Origin of the sequence: Streptomyces pratensis (genome assembly GCF_037137275.1) — a bacterium.
Taxonomy (GTDB): Bacteria; Actinomycetota; Actinomycetes; order Streptomycetales; family Streptomycetaceae; genus Streptomyces; species Streptomyces pratensis_B.
Genome location: NZ_JBBBEN010000092.1, coordinates 25,063 through 40,138, shown reverse-complemented (window position 1 = coordinate 40,138; position 15,076 = coordinate 25,063). Strand labels below are relative to the sequence as shown.

General features: G+C 72.1%; 15 protein-coding genes. 5 read left to right on the top strand and 10 right to left on the bottom strand.

Features of this window, described 5'->3' with window-relative positions:
• Positions 1-8 precede the first annotated feature (8 nt).
• Positions 9-788 carry an SDR family NAD(P)-dependent oxidoreductase gene (locus V9U70_RS17090; RefSeq protein WP_336676195.1) on the bottom strand — a complete coding sequence of 260 codons (780 nt, stop codon included), beginning with the start codon at positions 786-788 and terminating at the stop codon, positions 9-11.
• A gap of 107 nt (positions 789-895) precedes the next feature.
• Here V9U70_RS17090 and V9U70_RS17085 point away from each other — a divergent pair, with 107 nt between their 5' ends.
• The 5 genes from V9U70_RS17085 to V9U70_RS17065 all read left to right on the top strand — a co-directional run bounded on the left by V9U70_RS17085 (position 896) and on the right by V9U70_RS17065 (position 4,707).
• Complete coding sequence (locus V9U70_RS17085; RefSeq protein WP_336676192.1) at positions 896-1,336, top strand: DUF6278 family protein; 441 nt, start codon at positions 896-898, stop codon at positions 1,334-1,336.
• A 136-nt stretch (positions 1,337-1,472) separates the two neighbouring features.
• Entirely contained in the window at positions 1,473-2,216 is a 744-nt protein-coding gene (locus tag V9U70_RS17080) for an amino acid ABC transporter ATP-binding protein (RefSeq protein ID WP_336676190.1), read from the top strand.
• Between the two features lie 10 nt (positions 2,217-2,226).
• Positions 2,227-3,156 (top strand): glutamate ABC transporter substrate-binding protein, encoded by a 930-nt coding sequence (locus tag V9U70_RS17075; RefSeq protein ID WP_336676188.1) that lies wholly within the window; start codon positions 2,227-2,229, stop codon positions 3,154-3,156.
• A 16-nt stretch (positions 3,157-3,172) separates the two neighbouring features.
• Positions 3,173-3,817, top strand: coding sequence for an amino acid ABC transporter permease (locus V9U70_RS17070; protein ID WP_336676186.1), 645 nt, complete (start codon positions 3,173-3,175; stop codon positions 3,815-3,817).
• The gene (locus tag V9U70_RS17065; protein ID WP_336676184.1) at positions 3,814-4,707 is read left to right on the top strand and encodes an amino acid ABC transporter permease; all 894 of its coding nucleotides are present in this window, start codon (positions 3,814-3,816) and stop codon (positions 4,705-4,707) included. The genes V9U70_RS17070 and V9U70_RS17065 overlap by 4 nt, the downstream gene beginning before the upstream one ends.
• A 32-nt stretch (positions 4,708-4,739) precedes the next feature.
• On the opposite strand, the gene V9U70_RS17060 is transcribed toward V9U70_RS17065, so the two are convergent.
• The 9 genes from V9U70_RS17060 to pelF all read right to left on the bottom strand — a co-directional run bounded on the left by V9U70_RS17060 (position 4,740) and on the right by pelF (position 15,025).
• A complete protein-coding gene (locus tag V9U70_RS17060; RefSeq protein ID WP_336676182.1) occupies positions 4,740-6,332 on the bottom strand; it encodes a CocE/NonD family hydrolase in 1,593 nt (530 codons plus the stop codon).
• A 137-nt stretch (positions 6,333-6,469) separates the two neighbouring features.
• Positions 6,470-7,681, bottom strand: a complete 1,212-nt coding sequence (locus V9U70_RS17055) for a L,D-transpeptidase (RefSeq protein WP_336676180.1) — start codon at positions 7,679-7,681, stop codon at positions 6,470-6,472.
• Between the two features lie 185 nt (positions 7,682-7,866).
• Positions 7,867-8,673, bottom strand: coding sequence for an endo alpha-1,4 polygalactosaminidase (locus V9U70_RS17050; RefSeq protein ID WP_336676178.1), 807 nt, complete (start codon positions 8,671-8,673; stop codon positions 7,867-7,869).
• Entirely contained in the window at positions 8,670-9,332 is a 663-nt protein-coding gene (locus V9U70_RS17045) for a spherulation-specific family 4 protein (protein WP_336676176.1), read from the bottom strand. Before V9U70_RS17045 ends, V9U70_RS17050 begins: the two co-directional genes overlap by 4 nt.
• Positions 9,329-10,255 (bottom strand): NAD-dependent epimerase/dehydratase family protein, encoded by a 927-nt coding sequence (locus V9U70_RS17040; protein WP_336676174.1) that lies wholly within the window; start codon positions 10,253-10,255, stop codon positions 9,329-9,331. Before V9U70_RS17040 ends, V9U70_RS17045 begins: the two co-directional genes overlap by 4 nt.
• A 7-nt stretch (positions 10,256-10,262) precedes the next feature.
• On the bottom strand, positions 10,263-10,976 hold the full coding sequence (locus V9U70_RS17035) for a nucleotidyltransferase family protein (protein ID WP_336676173.1): 714 nt from the start codon (positions 10,974-10,976) through the stop codon (positions 10,263-10,265).
• A 32-nt stretch (positions 10,977-11,008) separates the two neighbouring features.
• Positions 11,009-12,010, bottom strand: coding sequence for an SDR family NAD(P)-dependent oxidoreductase (locus V9U70_RS17030; RefSeq protein ID WP_336676171.1), 1,002 nt, complete (start codon positions 12,008-12,010; stop codon positions 11,009-11,011).
• A 97-nt stretch (positions 12,011-12,107) separates the two neighbouring features.
• Positions 12,108-13,514, bottom strand: a complete 1,407-nt coding sequence (locus tag V9U70_RS17025) for a hypothetical protein (RefSeq protein WP_336676169.1) — start codon at positions 13,512-13,514, stop codon at positions 12,108-12,110.
• Positions 13,511-15,025, bottom strand: coding sequence for a GT4 family glycosyltransferase PelF (pelF, locus tag V9U70_RS17020; RefSeq protein ID WP_336676167.1), 1,515 nt, complete (start codon positions 15,023-15,025; stop codon positions 13,511-13,513). The genes V9U70_RS17025 and pelF overlap by 4 nt, the downstream gene beginning before the upstream one ends.
• Positions 15,026-15,076 lie beyond the last annotated feature (51 nt).

Sequence of the window (15,076 nt, the reverse complement as noted above, 5' to 3'; positions counted from 1 at the left end):
CCGCGAGGTCAGTGCACCGAGAACCCGCCGTCCACGAAGACCGACTGCCCGGTGACGTACGCGGAGGAACGCCCCGCCAGGAACACCGCCGCCCCCGCGAAGTCCTCCGCCAGCCCGTTGCGGCCGACCAGGGTCCGCGCTGCGAGCGAGGCCACCTTCCGGGGATCGGAGGCCAGCCGCTCGTTCAGCGGCGTCAGCACGAATCCGGGCACCAGGGTGTTCACGGTGACCCCGTGCGCCGACCACGCCTCCGCCTGCGAGCGGGCCAGGGACTCCAGTCCGCCCTTGGAGGCCCCGTACGCGCCGCTGTTCACGAAGGCCCGGTGGGCCTGTTGCGAGGTGACGTGGATGATCCGCCCGTAGCCCCGCTCGGCCATGCCCGGACCGAAGCGCTGCCCCAGCAGGAACGGCGCCTTCAGGTTCACCGCCATCGTGGTGTCCCAGACGTCCTCTCCGAGGTCGTTCATCGGCGGGCGGAGGTTGACCCCCGCGCAGTTCACCAGGATGTCCGGCTCCCCGAAGGCGTCGGCGGCTGCCTCGGCGCCCGCCCGCGCGCCCTCGGCAGTGGCCAGGTCCGCGCTCACCCAGGCCGCCCGGCAGCCGTCGGCGGTCAGCCCCTCGACGGTCGCCCTCAGCTCCGCCTCCCGGCGGGCCACCACGGTGACCGCCGCTCCCGCGTGGGCGAGGGCGGTGGCGATCCCCCGGCCGATGCCGGAGCTGCCGCCCGTCACCACGGCCACCCGGCCCTCCAGCGAGAACAGTTCTGACACGTAGGTCTGCGCATTCATGCCCGTACCCTAAGCACCCGCTCCCGGCCGCCGACGGGGCGGGCGCCGGATCGGAGAACGCCGCGCGCCTCGTGGTGCGCAGTCGGCGGTGGTGGGACCCTGGCGGTATGAATCTCCCCTTCTTGGACAACTGGCGTAAACGTCAGGGCGGTACGCAGGGGGGCGCGCTCGCGGCCGCCGTCGAGGCAGACCCCGACGGCGTGGCCGAGATGCTCGCCGAGTGCGAGCTGCTGAGGGTCCGGGCAGGACAGCAAGGGCTCGAACTCGACGACACACCGGCGTCTTTGGCCGCGCTCGACCAGCTGCCGCCCCGCTGGCGCGAGGACCCGGAGGAGCTGCCCTGGCTGGGCAACGACGCCGGTCTCTACCTCGGCACCGTGACCGTCCGGACCGTCGCGGGCGCCGCGTGGGAGTTCCGGCCGAACGGACAGCCCGTGGTGCGGCTGTCCTCCGGGCGGGAGATCGACGTCGTCGCGGCCGGCCTCGACTGGGCGGTGACGGGCAGCCCCGAGCTGTCGCAGGTCTACGCCGAGTCCGCGGAGAGCTGACCGGGCGACTGCGCTCGTCATCTGATCCGGATAAGAAGCCTTATGGCGGCATCTGCGCGTGTCGGGTGCGAAGTCCCTTATCGGGGCGGATAGTTTGCGCTGACCTCGACACAGCGACAAGTGGGCAGGGCAGCGTATGGCCGTCGATCCGTTGATCGAACTGAGGGGCGTCAACAAACACTTCGGAGAGCTGCACGTACTTCAGGACGTCGATCTCACCGTCGGCCGCGGGGAGGTGGTGGTGGTCATCGGACCCTCCGGCTCCGGGAAGTCCACCCTCTGCCGGGTGGTCAACCGGCTGGAGACGATCGAGTCGGGCAGCATCACGATCGACGGCCGCCCCCTCCCGGAGGAGGGCAAGGGGCTCGCCCAGCTCCGCGCCGAAGTCGGCATGGTCTTCCAGTCGTTCAACCTGTTCGCCCACAGGACCGTGGTGGACAACGTCTCGCTGGCGCAGCTCAAGGTCCGCAAGCGCAAGAAGGAGGAGGCCGACCGCCGCTCCCGGGAACTGCTGGAGCGGGTCGGCCTGGCCGCCCACGCCGACAAGTTCCCCGCCCAGCTCTCCGGCGGGCAGCAGCAGCGCGTGGCCATCGCCCGCGCCCTGGCCATGGACCCCAAGGCGCTCCTCTTCGACGAGCCGACCTCGGCGCTCGACCCGGAGATGATCAACGAGGTGCTGGAGGTCATGCAGCAACTCGCCCGGGACGGGATGACGATGATCGTCGTCACCCACGAAATGGGCTTCGCCCGCTCCGCGGCCAACCGCGTGGTGTTCATGTCCGACGGCTGCATCGTCGAGGACCGCACCCCGGAGGACTTCTTCACGTCCCCGTCGAGCGACCGCGCCAAGGACTTCCTGTCCAAGATCCTCAAGCACTGAGGGGGATGTCATGTCGCGCACCAGGAACACGCGTACGGGCGGGGCCGCCGCCCTCGTGGCCGGCCTCCTGCTCGCCGCGCTCGCCGCGGGTTGCGGCAAGGAGGGCAGTCCGCCGGTGAAGGGGCCGCAGGCCGAGGCCCTGCCGGTGTACGAGGTCGACGCCGGCTTCCGACTGCCTGAGTCCGGCACCTGGTCCAGAGCGAGGCAGCGCGGCCACCTGGTGGTCGGCGCCAAGGAGGACCAGCCGTATCTGGGGGAGAAGGACCCGGCCACCGGCGTCTACTCCGGGTTCGACATCGAGATCGCCCGGATGCTGGCGGCCTCGATCGGATTCGACCCGAAGACGATCCGCTTCCGCACGATCGCCTCCGCGAACCGCGAGACCGCCCTGCAGAACGGGCAGATCGACTACTACGTCGGCACCTACACCATCAACGACATGCGCAAGAAACTCGTCGGTTTCGCCGGGCCCTACTACCTGGCCGGTCAGGGGCTGCTGGTGCGCACCGACGAGGACGGGATCGACGGCCCGCAGGACCTGGACGGCAGAACCGTCTGCTCCGCGGCCGGTTCCACGCCCTACCAGCGCATCGACGCCGACTTCCCCAAGGCGCTGCTCGTCGCCTATGACACGTACTCGATCTGCGTCGACAACCTGCTGACCTACCAGGTCGACGCGGTCACCACCGACGACGCGATCCTGCTGGGGTTCGCGGCCAAGGCCCCGGAGGAGATGAAGGTCGTCGGCAAGGCATTCTCCGAGGAGCCGTACGGCATCGGCGTGCCGCGCGACGACGACGCGCTGCGGACGGCGCTCAACGACGCGCTGGAGGCCAACGAGAAGAACGGCAACTGGAAGAAGGCGTTCGAAGCGACGCTGGGCCTCTCCGGAGCGCCCGCGCCGACCCCGCCGCCCATCGACCGCTACCCGGCGAACTGAGGGGACGGCCCACTCCATGGACGTACTGACAGACAACTTCTCCCTCTACGGCAAGGGCTTCCTCGGCACCGTCGAACTGACCGTCTACGCCTCCGCGCTGGCACTCTTCCTCGGTTTCCTGATGGCCTCCTTCCGGGTCGCGCCCATCAGCTCATTCCGAGTGCTGGGCGCGGTCTGGGTGACCGTGCTCCGCAACACCCCGCTCACGCTGCTGTTCTTCGCGGTCCTGCTCGGGCTGCCCCGCTTCGGGCTCGTGCTGCCCTTCCAGGTCTTCGCGGTCATCGCGCTGGGCTGCTACACCTCCGCGTTCATCTGCGAGGTGCTGCGCTCGGGCATCAACACCGTCCCCCGGGGCCAGGGCGAGGCAGCCCGCAGTCTCGGCATGAACTTCGGCCAGACCCTGAGCACCGTGGTGCTGCCGCAGGCCTTCCGCTCGGTGATCCCGCCGGTCGGCTCGACCCTGATCGCCCTGGCGAAGAACTCCGCCATCGCCGGGGCCTTCAGCGTCACCGAGCTGCTCGGCACCTACAAGACGCTCAACGAGCTGGGATACAGCATCATCTGGTCCTTCGTCTGGATCGCCGTCGGCTACCTCCTCATCACCCTGACCATCAGCGCGCTCTTCAACGTGCTGGAGAAGCGCTGGGGAGTCGCACGATGACCCGAACCCCCGTCCGCCCCCGCAAACAGGCACAGCCCTCGGCCACCGCGCTGTACGACGTCCCCGGGCCGGCGGCCCGCAAACGGCACCGCGTCTACGCGATCGCCTCGACGGCCGTGATCGCCGCGCTGTTCGGCTTGATCGTCCACCTGCTCTTCGCCACCGACCAGTTCACCACCGAGAAGTGGCGGCCCTTCGCCTACGAGGGCATCCAGGAGCTCCTGCTCCGCGGGCTCGGCAACACGCTCAAGGCGTTCGCGTACGCGGCAGTCCTCTCGCTTGCGCTGGGGGCGCTGCTGGCCGTCGGCCGGCTCTCCGCGCACCGTCCGCTGCGCTGGGTCTCCACCTTGCTCGTCGAGTTCTTCCGGGCGATGCCGGTACTGGTGATGATCTTCTTCATCTTCGTCGCGCTCCAGGTACGGCCGCTACCGGCCCTGGTCGCCGGGCTCACGCTCTACAACGGCTCCGTCCTCGCGGAGGTGTTCCGCACGGGGATCGACTCCGTGGACCGGGGCCAGCGTGAGGCGGCGTACGCGCTGGGCATGCGCAAGACGCAGGTCACCACCTTCGTTCTGGCGCCCCAGGCCGTGCGCGCGATGCTGCCGACCATCATCAGCCAGCTGGTGGTCGCGCTCAAGGACACCTCACTGGGCTATCTGATCACCTATGAGGAATTCCTCCACGCCGGGAAACTGATCGCGTCGAATCTCGACTACGATCTTCCCTTCATCCCCGTCGTGATGGTGATCTCTCCGATCTACATCGGGATGTGCATGCTGCTCTCGTGGTTCGCCACCTGGGCAGCCCGACGTCAGCGGCGCAGTCCGAGGACGAAGGCGGTGGGGGTGGCCCCGGCCGAACCGGGGACGCTGCTGCCGGGAGGGCAGTAGCCGGGCCGTGCCCGCCCGGCAGCAGTCGGTGATCACTCCTCGCGCAGCGGGACCGAGAGATGACTCGGGTCCGTGCCGGGCGAGGAGAAGGTCAGCTGCGCGCCGGTCGGGTTGTGCTCGATGTAGAGCGGGTCGACGGTGTCGATCACCAGGGCGAGCCGGTGACCGGCCGGGACGTCGTAGGCCGTGGAGTACAGCTCCAGGTCGACGGGGAACGGCCGGCCCGGCGTCTGTCCGTGGAACGTGTACGGAGCGTTGCTCACCAGCTTGCCGACGCCGAGGGGGCCCACGTCGTAGAGATAGGCGACGAGGGTGCCGCTCGACTTCGTGCTGGTCACCGTGGTGTGCAGCTCGGCCGTGCCGCGGATGTGCTGCGCGCTGGCGTACCTCTGCGACTGCCAGACGCCCGCGAAGGTGCGCGGCAGCAGCGGCACGGAGACGGCCGGGGGCAGTCGCAGGAACTGGTCCAGCGCGTTGGACAGGATCGAGACGCCGCCGTTGGCGCCCGAATCGACGTTCGCCCAGACCTTCTTGGTGCCGTCCAGCGGTATCCGCTCCTTGACGGCGCCCACCGACTTCCAGTCCGGGTAGCCCTCGTAGCCCCGGCCCGTACGCGAGGAGAGCTGGACGGGCTGCTCGGTGTCGATGCCGTTGCGCTCGTCCTTGAGATAGCGGTCGAACCAGCGGCGGGTGCTCGTCCAGGTGTCGTTGGGCAGCCCCAGCAGTCCGGTGGCCTCTGCGGTGGCGTGGTCGCCCGGACGGAACTCCAGCCGCTTGGGGCCGGTGAGCTTCTCGTAGAACGAGGCGTACTGGTTGGGCGGGAAGATCGTGTCCCCCCAGGCGTTGCCCAGCATGACGGCCGCGCCGTTGGCGTTGATCCGGTCCAGATGGGTCGCGGGGGAGCGCTTCTTCCCCCAGGCGATCATCTCCGGCTCCTTGTCGAGGCGGGAGCCGAGGAAGTCCCGCAGTATGGACGTCAGTTCGTCGCCGGGGCGGCCGGTGACCAGGCCCGCGCCGCCGAGCAGGGCGGCGGCCTGGAGGTGCTGGGTGCGCCCGCTGTAGATCGAGTCGATCAGGTCGCCCCAGCCGCTGAGCGCGGCGACCGCCTTGATCCGGGGATCATGTCCGGCCGCCAGCAGGCTGATCCCCGCACCGTAGGAGACGCCGCCCATGCCGATGCGGTCGGCGTCGGCGGAGGTGTGCTCCAGGGCCCAGTCGATGACGGCGGACGCGTCCGCGATGTCCGGCGGACCGGCCACCTCTATGCTCCCGCCCGAGAGCCAGAAGCCCCGGGAGGTGTAACTCACCACGACGTAGCCGGAGTCGGCGAGCTTCTGCGCCTGGGCCAGGTACTCGATCTGCGGCATCGCCCAGCTCGTGGGGAACACGATCAGCGGATACTTCGCCCCGGCCGCCGCCCCGGCCGGGACGACGACGTTGCCCTTGAGTGTGATGCCCCCGTGCCCGGGGATGTCGTGGAACGTCAGCCCCTGCGTGGTCGTGGCCGACGGGGCGGTCACCGGGACGGCGGCCGCCGGGGTCGCACCGAAGGCGGCGCCGGCGAGCAGGGCGGCGGCGATGGCGGTAGAAGCGGTGGTGCGCAGGGCGGGTCTGGGGGGTGCCACGGGTCACTCCTCACGCGTGTCAGTGCAAAGTGACCCGACGGTAACCCCGCGTCTTTACCGCTGGTAACTCCCTGGTGTGTTGCGTGAGGGTAACGATTGTCGGACGTGGCGTCAGCAGCGCCGCGGAGGCCGCCGGATCACTTCAGGGCGCTCTTGGCCTGCCAGTCGGCCCACGAGACGTTCCACGCGCCGTATCCGTTGCCCTCGGCGACCGTGCCCTTGGCGTCCGCGCCGGTGATCTCGAACGGGTCGCCCACCCGCACCTGCCCGTACAGGGCGGCGGCGTCCGCGTCGCTCATGCCGACACAGCCCGAACTCCGGTTCGCCCGGCCGAAGTGGCCGACGTTCCACGGAGCGGCGTGCGCGTACATCCCCGACCAGGTGAGCTGCATCGAGTAGTCGACCATCTTGTCGTAGGCGTCTCCCAGGCCCACCGTCTCGGAGCGCATGTTGATCGTGCCCTCCTTCGACATGAGCACCGCCGTCCCCCGCCACGAGGCCTTCTCGCCGCCCGGCGTCCCCGCCGACATCGGCACGTCCAGGACCTGCCGCCCGTCCCGCCGCAGGGCGAGGCGGTGCCGGTCCAGGTCGACCTCGACCACCTGCGCCGCGCCGACGGTGAACGTCGTCAGGTAGTCGCGGACGAACCAGCCGCCGTCCGCGCCCGTGTCGATCCCGTTCAGCTCCGCGTCCAGGGTGACCTTCGTGCCCGGCTTCCAGTACTCCTCGGGCCGCCAGTCGACGCGGTCCCGGCCCGAGTAGTCCCGCAGCCAGCCCCAGGAGCCCTCGGTGTCGTTGGACGTGGAGACCCGCAGCGCCTTCTCGACAGCAGCCTTGTTCTTCACCGGGTGGTCGAAGACGACGGACAGCGGCTGGGCGATGCCGACGGTGGTGTCCTTGCCCGGCGCGAGCGTCAGCTTGTTGACCTTCTCCGCCTCTGCGGTGGTGAACGCGGCCCGGTCGCTTCCACCGTCCGCGTCGGTCGCCTCCACGGTGTACGCGGTGCCCGGAGCGGCGACCCGCGCGGACGTCCAGGTCCGGCCGTCGGCGGATATCCTCCCGGCCAGCGCGTCCCCCTCGTCGGCTGTCACGGACACCGACGCGAGCTTCCCGTGCGCCAGCGTGACCTTCACCGGCTCGCCCGGTGCCGCCGCCTCACCCCGCAGGTTCACCGAGATGCCGGTGTCGGGCGCCTTCGTCTCCCCACCCGGCGTGACGGCCACGTCGGCCGACGCGCCCGAGCAGGCGGTGAGCGCGGCGCAGAGCAGCGCCGCCGGGCCGGTCAGAACGAGCCGGGCGCTGCGGCCGGCCGCGGGGGTACGACGGATGTGCGGGCGTGCGGAACTCAACGGAAAAACCTCCAGGGCGGGAACGCTCACCGGGGGAGAGGCGATTTCTCCCCGGCCGGGTTCCGTCCGCTCCGGAAAAAGGTGACTTGCCGCCTGGTGGCGATGGAGGCAGGCCCCTCGGCAGCCAGCCCCGCCGACCGAACCGGTACGGCTCCATCGGCTCCTGCGCGCCCGGGGCCGACTGCTCAGCAAGCCCTGCGCCAGACCCCCAGTTCCCACTTCTTCTGCATGGAGGAAAGCCCCAGCCTGCGTGACTCGGGGCAGAAGCGGTGGGTCGGCTCGGTGTACTCGACGTGGAACACCGCCTTGCCGGCCTCGATGAACGGTGTGAGCCGCGCGCACTCGCCGTACTGCGCGCACTGCTCGTTGACCGCGAAGTCGAAGGCGTCGACGAGGTCCGGGACCTGGGGCAGGTCGTTCTTCAATCCCACGGCCAGTCCGCGCTCGTGGGCGATGTGGGCGATCATGCGGTTGTACCTCAGCTGGTCCCGCGCGGTGAGCGGGAAACCGGTGTCGTCGCCGTACCCCTCCATCAGGTCCGGCTCCACGGCGTCGAACCCCTTCTCCCGGCACATGTCGAACCGCCGTTCCATAATCGGCCGCAGCACGGAGATCCGCCGGATGTCGAGCCAGCGCTCGCCGTGCCAGCCGTTCGCCCGACCCAGCACCGACCGGGGAAAGGCGTCCTTGTCGGGCCGGTAGTCCTCCCAGGCGCCCACGTTGACGTAGCAGATGACTTTGCGGCCCGCACGGTGGAGCCGGGCGACGTCGGCGGCGTCGTTCTCGAAACCGTCGATGTCGTACACCGGTACGTCGGCCGCCGCCGGGTCGACCTTCCCGTCGAGCTGCCACTGCCAGGCCAGCCCCGGACGGGGCTGCCACCGCTCGGCCGGCGCCTCGCCACGGCTGCCCCCCGCGACGGAACAGCCGCCGAGCGCGGTCGTCGCCAGGGCCGCCAGCACCGTCAGCAGCGCCCCGGCCCCCCGCCTCACCGATCCGCTCCGCCCAGCACCGGCGTCAGCCGGGCCCACGGGTTGGGCGGCTCCCCGGTCACAGGGCCCGACACCGCCGCCCCCCGCTCGTGGGCGGTGCGCACGGCCAGCGGGACCAGCGCCTCCGGTACCCCGTACACGAGATGGCAGAAACGGTCGGAGGAGTGACGCGTCGTCCAGCCGGGTCTACTGAACGCGGACACGTAGGTGGCCCAGGAACCCTCGAACGTGACGAGGAGATCGGCGAGCCGCGCGTAGCCGGCGGCCGGGTGCACACCCGGGTTGAGCACGACGGGAGACGCGCCCCGTCGGCGCAGCGCCCGCACCAGGGTCCGGTAGGCGGGCAGCGCGCCCGCGTCCGCGCTCACCTGGTCCAGAAAACAACCGTCGGTCGCGTACCACTCCCGGTGCCTGGCCGCGTCCGCGAGAACCTCCGCGGCGGGCCGGGCCCCGTAGTCGGTGTCCACGTAGCCGAGCAGCCGCGCGCCCGCTCCACGCACCGCGGCCGCCGCGGCCGTGAAAGCGGGGTCCGGCGAGCTGCCCGGCCCGTCCGCCGGGTTGAGCACGACCGCGCAGGTGCGGTCGGCCGCCGCGACGAGACGGCGCCAGGCGTCCGGGTCCTCGGCCGGGTGCACGTACAGGGGGATCAGCAGACTCACGACGCCGGCTCGCCTCCCCCGCGCGGGTACGCGGGGCGGTCGCCGGCCGCCCACAGCGCCGCCAGCGATCCCTCCAGCGTGTGCGAGGGGCGCCAGCCCAGGGCCTCCCGGGCGGCGGAGATGTCGGAGCACTGCCAGGACACCTGTTCCGAACGGGCGGAGCCGGCCCCCCGCTCCTCGACGCGCCCCGCGAAACCGGCGATGTCCGCGAGCGTACGCACCAGACGGCGCACCGGCACCGCGTCACCGCCGCCGATGTTGAGCACGCGCGGCAGGGGGGCGGCCGCGGTCACCGCCCGCTCCACCGCACGGGCCACGTCGCGTGCGTCGACGAAGTCGCGGTACGCCGACAGGTCCCCGAGAGGGAGCACCGCGTCCGGGCCCGGCCCCGCCTCCCGCAACAGCCGGGCGACCCGGCCGGGCAGGCCGGCAGCCGGCGCACCCGCCCCCACCGGGTTGCCGACCCGCAGTACGAGCGCGTCCAGAGCGGAGGCGGAGACGGTGACCGTGCCCGCCAGTTTCGTGGCCCCGTAGGCGGTGAGCGGGCGGGTGGCCGCCGACTCCGCCGTCGGGACCCGGCCGGTCGCCGGCCCGTACTCGGCGGCCGAACCGAGATGGACCAGCCGGGCCGACGGGCAGGCGAGACCGATCGCCGCGCACAGGACGGCGGGCCCCCGGACGTTGGCCTCCGCCAGCGCCACCGGGTCGCCGCCGGTCGCACCGGCGCAGTTGACCACGGCGTCGGGGGCCACCGACGCCAGGGTCTTCGCGAGCTGCCGGGCGGAGTCGGCGGCGAGGTCGACGGGGACGTCGGCGGCGGGGGACCGGCCGCCGGTGAGGAGCCGCGCGCCCCGCAGGGCGTCGAACCGCTCGGCGACGTGGGCGCCCAGAAAGCCGGTGGAACCCAGGAGGAGAATGCGCATGCGGTGCTCAGACTCCTTTGAGCAGCAGGGACTTGCGGCTGGTGAACTCCGCGTTGGCCCGGTCGTAGTCGTCGGGGCGGCCGATGTCCAGCCAGTAGCCGTCGAAATCGTAGGCGTGCGGTGGGCTTCCGGACCCCAGCAGGTCCAGCACCAGCTCGTCGAAGCCCAGCGGCAGCCCGGCGGTGTACCCGTCCAGTGTCGCCCGGGACAACCCGTAGACCCCCATGGAGACGCGGTAGTCGATGGTCGGTTTCTCGGTGAAGGCGACGACCCGGCTCGCCTCGGTGGTCAGCACCCCGAAGTCGATGCGCACCTCGCGCGCGTACGTGGCGATCGTCAGGGGCGCCCGGGAGGCCCGGTGGCGGTGCAGCACGTCGGCGTAGTCGAGGTCGGTGAGGATGTCCCCGTTCATCGCCAGGAAGTGCTCCGGCAGTCGCTCACGCATCGTCACCAACGGCCCCATGGTCCCCAGCGGGGAGCTCTCGGTGCAGTAGTCGACCTCCAGGCCCCATTGGGAGCCGTCGCCGACATAGGCGCGGATGATCTCCCCGAGATGGCCTATGGCGATGGTGCAGCTGCTGAAGCCGGCAGACGCGAGCTGACGCAGGACGATCTCCAGGATGGCGTGCTGGTCGCCGATGGGGACCAGGGGCTTGGGCAGCGCTGTGGTGTAGGGCCGCAGACGGACGCCCTTGCCACCGGCCAGGATCACTACGTGCATGGTTATCCCCTTGCTCGACGTGCGGGACGCGGTCAGATGTTGTAGATGCCGGTCTTGTAGCGGGCCAGATTGGCCGGTTCGCGGAAGAACTCCACCGTGCGCGCGAGTCCTTGCTCCAGATCGTGCGCCGGGCTCCAGCCGGTCGCCGCGCGCAGTCGGCCGGCGTCCGCGACCAGGCGCATCACCTCCGAGTTCGCGGGCCGCAGCCGCTGCGGGTCCTCCCGTACGTCGAGCTCGGTGTCCATCACCTTGCCGATGAGGGCGACCAGGTCGCCGACGGAGATCTCGCCACCGGTACCGGCGTTGAAGGTGCGGCCCACGACGTGTCCGGCGGGCGCGGAACCGACCGCCAGGAACGCCTGCGCGGTGTCCTTGACGAAGGTGAAGTCACGGGTGGGCCGCAGATCGCCGAGGGTTATGGTCCGCTCCCCGGCCGCTACCTGGCCGATGACCGTCGGGATCACCGCCCGCATGGACTGTCGCGGTCCGAACGTGTTGAACGGCCGCAACGTCACCACCGGCGTGGCGAAACTCGCGTGGTAGCTGTCGGCGAGCCGGTCCCCGCCCGCCTTCGAAGCCGCATACGGCGACTGGGTGTTGATCGGGTGGTCCTCGGTGATCGGCACGGTCTGCGCGGTGCCGTACGTCTCGCTGGTGGAGGTGTGGACCAGCCGCGGCGTGCCCGCGGCCCGCACCGCCTCCAGCACGTTCAGGGTGCCGGTCACGTTGGTGTCCACGTAACTGTGCGGTGCACGATAGGAGTACGGGATCGCGATGAGCGCGGCCAAGTGGTAGACGCACTCGGCTCCTTCGACGAGATGGCGGACCGAGCCCGGGTCGCGGACGTCGCCCAGGACGATCTCGACCCGGTCCAGGACATCGGGGGGCAGGGTCTCCAACCAGCCGTACGACGAGAAGGAGTTGTACTGCGCCATGGCCCTCACCCGGAACCCGGAGGCGACGAGCGCCTCGGTGAGGTGGGAGCCGATGAAGCCCTCGGCTCCGGTGACGGCGGCGAGCGGTGCGGCGGTCAAGGCGGTGTCCTTCCGGCAGGAAGTGGGAGATGGACGACGGTGGGCCGCGGGCGGCCCGGGAGGACGGGAGGAGCGGTGCGGTGGAGCGAGCGCGCCGTCAGCCGTGGGCGGCCGGCCGGCCCAGCCGCCGCACGGCCACCGCGCCCAGAGCGAGCACGGCGGCGCCGCAGGACAGCGGCAGCACCACGGCGCCCGGCGGGGCTCCGGTCAGCGTCACCGCGGCGGTGAGCATCGCCGCGGTGAGGCACAGGGCCGCCGGCGGCCACGCGATGCCGAATGCCTGGAGCAGCAGAGAGACCCACAGCACAGCGGCGAGCAGCAGCAGGGCGACCGGCTCTGCGTCCACGAGCAACGCCGCCGGCACGAGCGGGCCGAGGTACGCCATCAGGCATCCGGTGAGGACGGCGGCGGAACGGGCCCGGAACCCGGCCGGTGTTCTCGTGGACCGCAACGCCGCTGTCGACAGCCCGCGGTAGCGGTACAGCAGCCACTCGGCCGGTCCCATGCTCAGGGTCAGGACGATCACCGCCCAGGGATGGTGCCGGCCCGCCAGGAACACCAGCGACCCGGCGGCCAGGCCGAACAGCCCGTACGGCAGGGACGGCCACAGCGGCGCACGCGTGGCGCCGGGCGCGGCCGGGGCCCTGCGGGCGGCCCGCACCGCCCAGCCGGCCGCAGCGACCGCTCCCAGCAGCGACAGCAGCGGCAGCCCGGCCCGCAGCACGGTCCCTGGCTCCCACCACAGCAGCGCCGCCCCGCCGACGGTGACCGGCGCCAGGGCCGCCAGGAGCAACCGCTCCCGGCCCAGGACGAGGAGCACTCCGGCCGCGGCGAGATACGCGGACTGGACCGCGACCGCCGCCGCCGTCGCGCCCGGACCGGCCAGCGCGGCGCCGGAGAGCGCCGCCGCGACAGCGCCCAGCGGCGCCCCCCTGGCCAGAGTGCGGCCCGCCTCCCGCCGCCCGACGGCCAGGCGCAGGTACGCCCGGTGGCCCAGCGCCTGGTTCCACGCCCAGGAGACCAGCCCGGCCACCACCAGCGCCCGCACCGTGCCGTCGGACGGCAGCAGCCGCCCGGCGAGCGCGTAGGCGAGGCCGGGCAGCGCGAACAGCAGCCCGCGCAGGGCGCACCGCAGATGGTCCGGCCGCCAGGGGTCGGGGCCCCGCGGCGGCTCGGGGTACGCCCGCGGCACGCACTGGTACAACGCCGACGCCAGCGAGAACAGGTCGGCGTGCCCGTACTTCTCCCGGATCGCTTCGCCTGTCAGCCCCTCGGACTCCAGCAGCGCGGCCACCTCGTACGGGTGAACCGCGGGCGCTATGCGGTCGGCCAGCGCGGCCGCGAGCCGGTCCACCGCGTCGCGTCGCGCCGCGTGGCCGGGCAGCACCAGCGTCAGCGTGTGCTGGTCGGCCACGCGCAGGGCGAGGGTACGGTCGTCGGCGAGGCGCAGGGCCAGGGCGTCCTGCTCCGCGCCGCCCGGTCCCAGGGGCAGGGGGCCGCTCATCCGGCCGCCCTCCTCACCGGTGATCCGCCCGCCGTCGGCGCGCGTTCTGCGGTCGAGATCCGGCTGCCGGGCTCCGAAAGCTCCGCGTAGATCGAGCGGAAGGTGTCGATGGTCTGCCGCAGGGTGAACTGTTCGATGACCCTGAGTCGGGCCGCCTCGCCCATCCTCCGGCGCCTCCCCGCGTCGGCCAGCAGCTCCAGCGCCGCGGCGGCCATCGCGGCCGGGTCGCGGGGCGGCACGACGAGGCCGGCGTCGCCGACGGCCTCCCGGACACCGCCCACGTCCGTGGAGACGGTCGCCCGCCCGCAGGACATGGCCTCGATCAGGGTGAACGGGAAGCCCTCGCTGATGCTGGAGAGCATCACCACGGTGCCCGCGGCATAGGCGTCCTTGATGTCCTCGACCCGGCCCTCGAAGGTGACCGCTTCGGCGTGGCCCAGCTCCGCGGCCAGCGCCTCGCACCGGTTTCGATAGCCCTCCCCGCCCCGCGGCGTTCCGCCGAACAGGCGCAGCCGCGCGGCGGGCACCCGGGCACGTACGAGGGCGAAGGCGCGGATCAGGGTCTCCAGGTCCTTGATGGGGTCCACCCGGCCGGCCCAGCTGAGCACGGGGCCGGCCGGCTCGGGCCCGGCGGGAGGGAACGCGGCGGGGTCCACGCCGTTGTAGACCGTCCGGATCGACTCCGGGGCCGCGCCGCCGCGCTCCTCCCAGAGCCGGTTGTAACGGTTGCCCGGAGTGATCAGGGCGGCCCGCCGGTAGGTCTCCTCCGCCAGCAGCCGGAAGAAGCCCAGCAGGAGCGCCTTCACCGGCCACCGGTAAGGGGCGGTGCGGTATCCCAGGTAGCGCTCGCGCAGGTAGACACCGTGCTCGGTGAGCAGCAGCGGCACCCCGTGCCCCTCCAGCGCGGCGAGGCCGGGCAGCGCCGCCACGCCGCCGCTGACGGCGTGCGCCACACCCGTCCGCGGGAACGGCGCGGCCAGCGGTCGCAGCGCGTGCTCCAGCAGCACGGTGGCGGTCACCGCGTCCTGGAGGGTCGGCCGGGCCTCGTGCACCGGGAGCCCGGGCCGGTTCCAGAGTGCCGCCAGGATGCCGATGGCCTGGTCCCCGCGCAGGAACGGGCTGAGCCGGCCGGCCTGGGCGGCCCGCGCGAGCGCGTACAGGGCCGGGCCGAAGCCGTCCTCGGCACGTGGGTCGAGCAGGGCGGCCAGGAGCTGCTCGTAGGCCTCGGAGAGCTGCCCCAGACGGTATCCGCGGGGCGCGCGCCCGTCCGGGGCGGGGCCCCACATGGGGACGGAGACGACGCGGCCGACGTGAGCGGGCACGTCCCAGACGACCGGCTCGCGCCCGGTGCCGGTGACGGCGATCACGTCGAAGGCGATGTCGGGCATGCCCGTGACGAGCTGGTCGCACCAGACGCTCACACCGCCGTGGCTGTGCGGGTAGGTGCCTTCGGTGAGCAGGGTGACGCGCGACGCGCCGGGGCGTCGCGCGCCGTGGGGAAAGTGCTTCAACTGTGCTCCACGGCAGGGAAGTGGGGGTCATGTGCCCGGGGACGCGGGCCC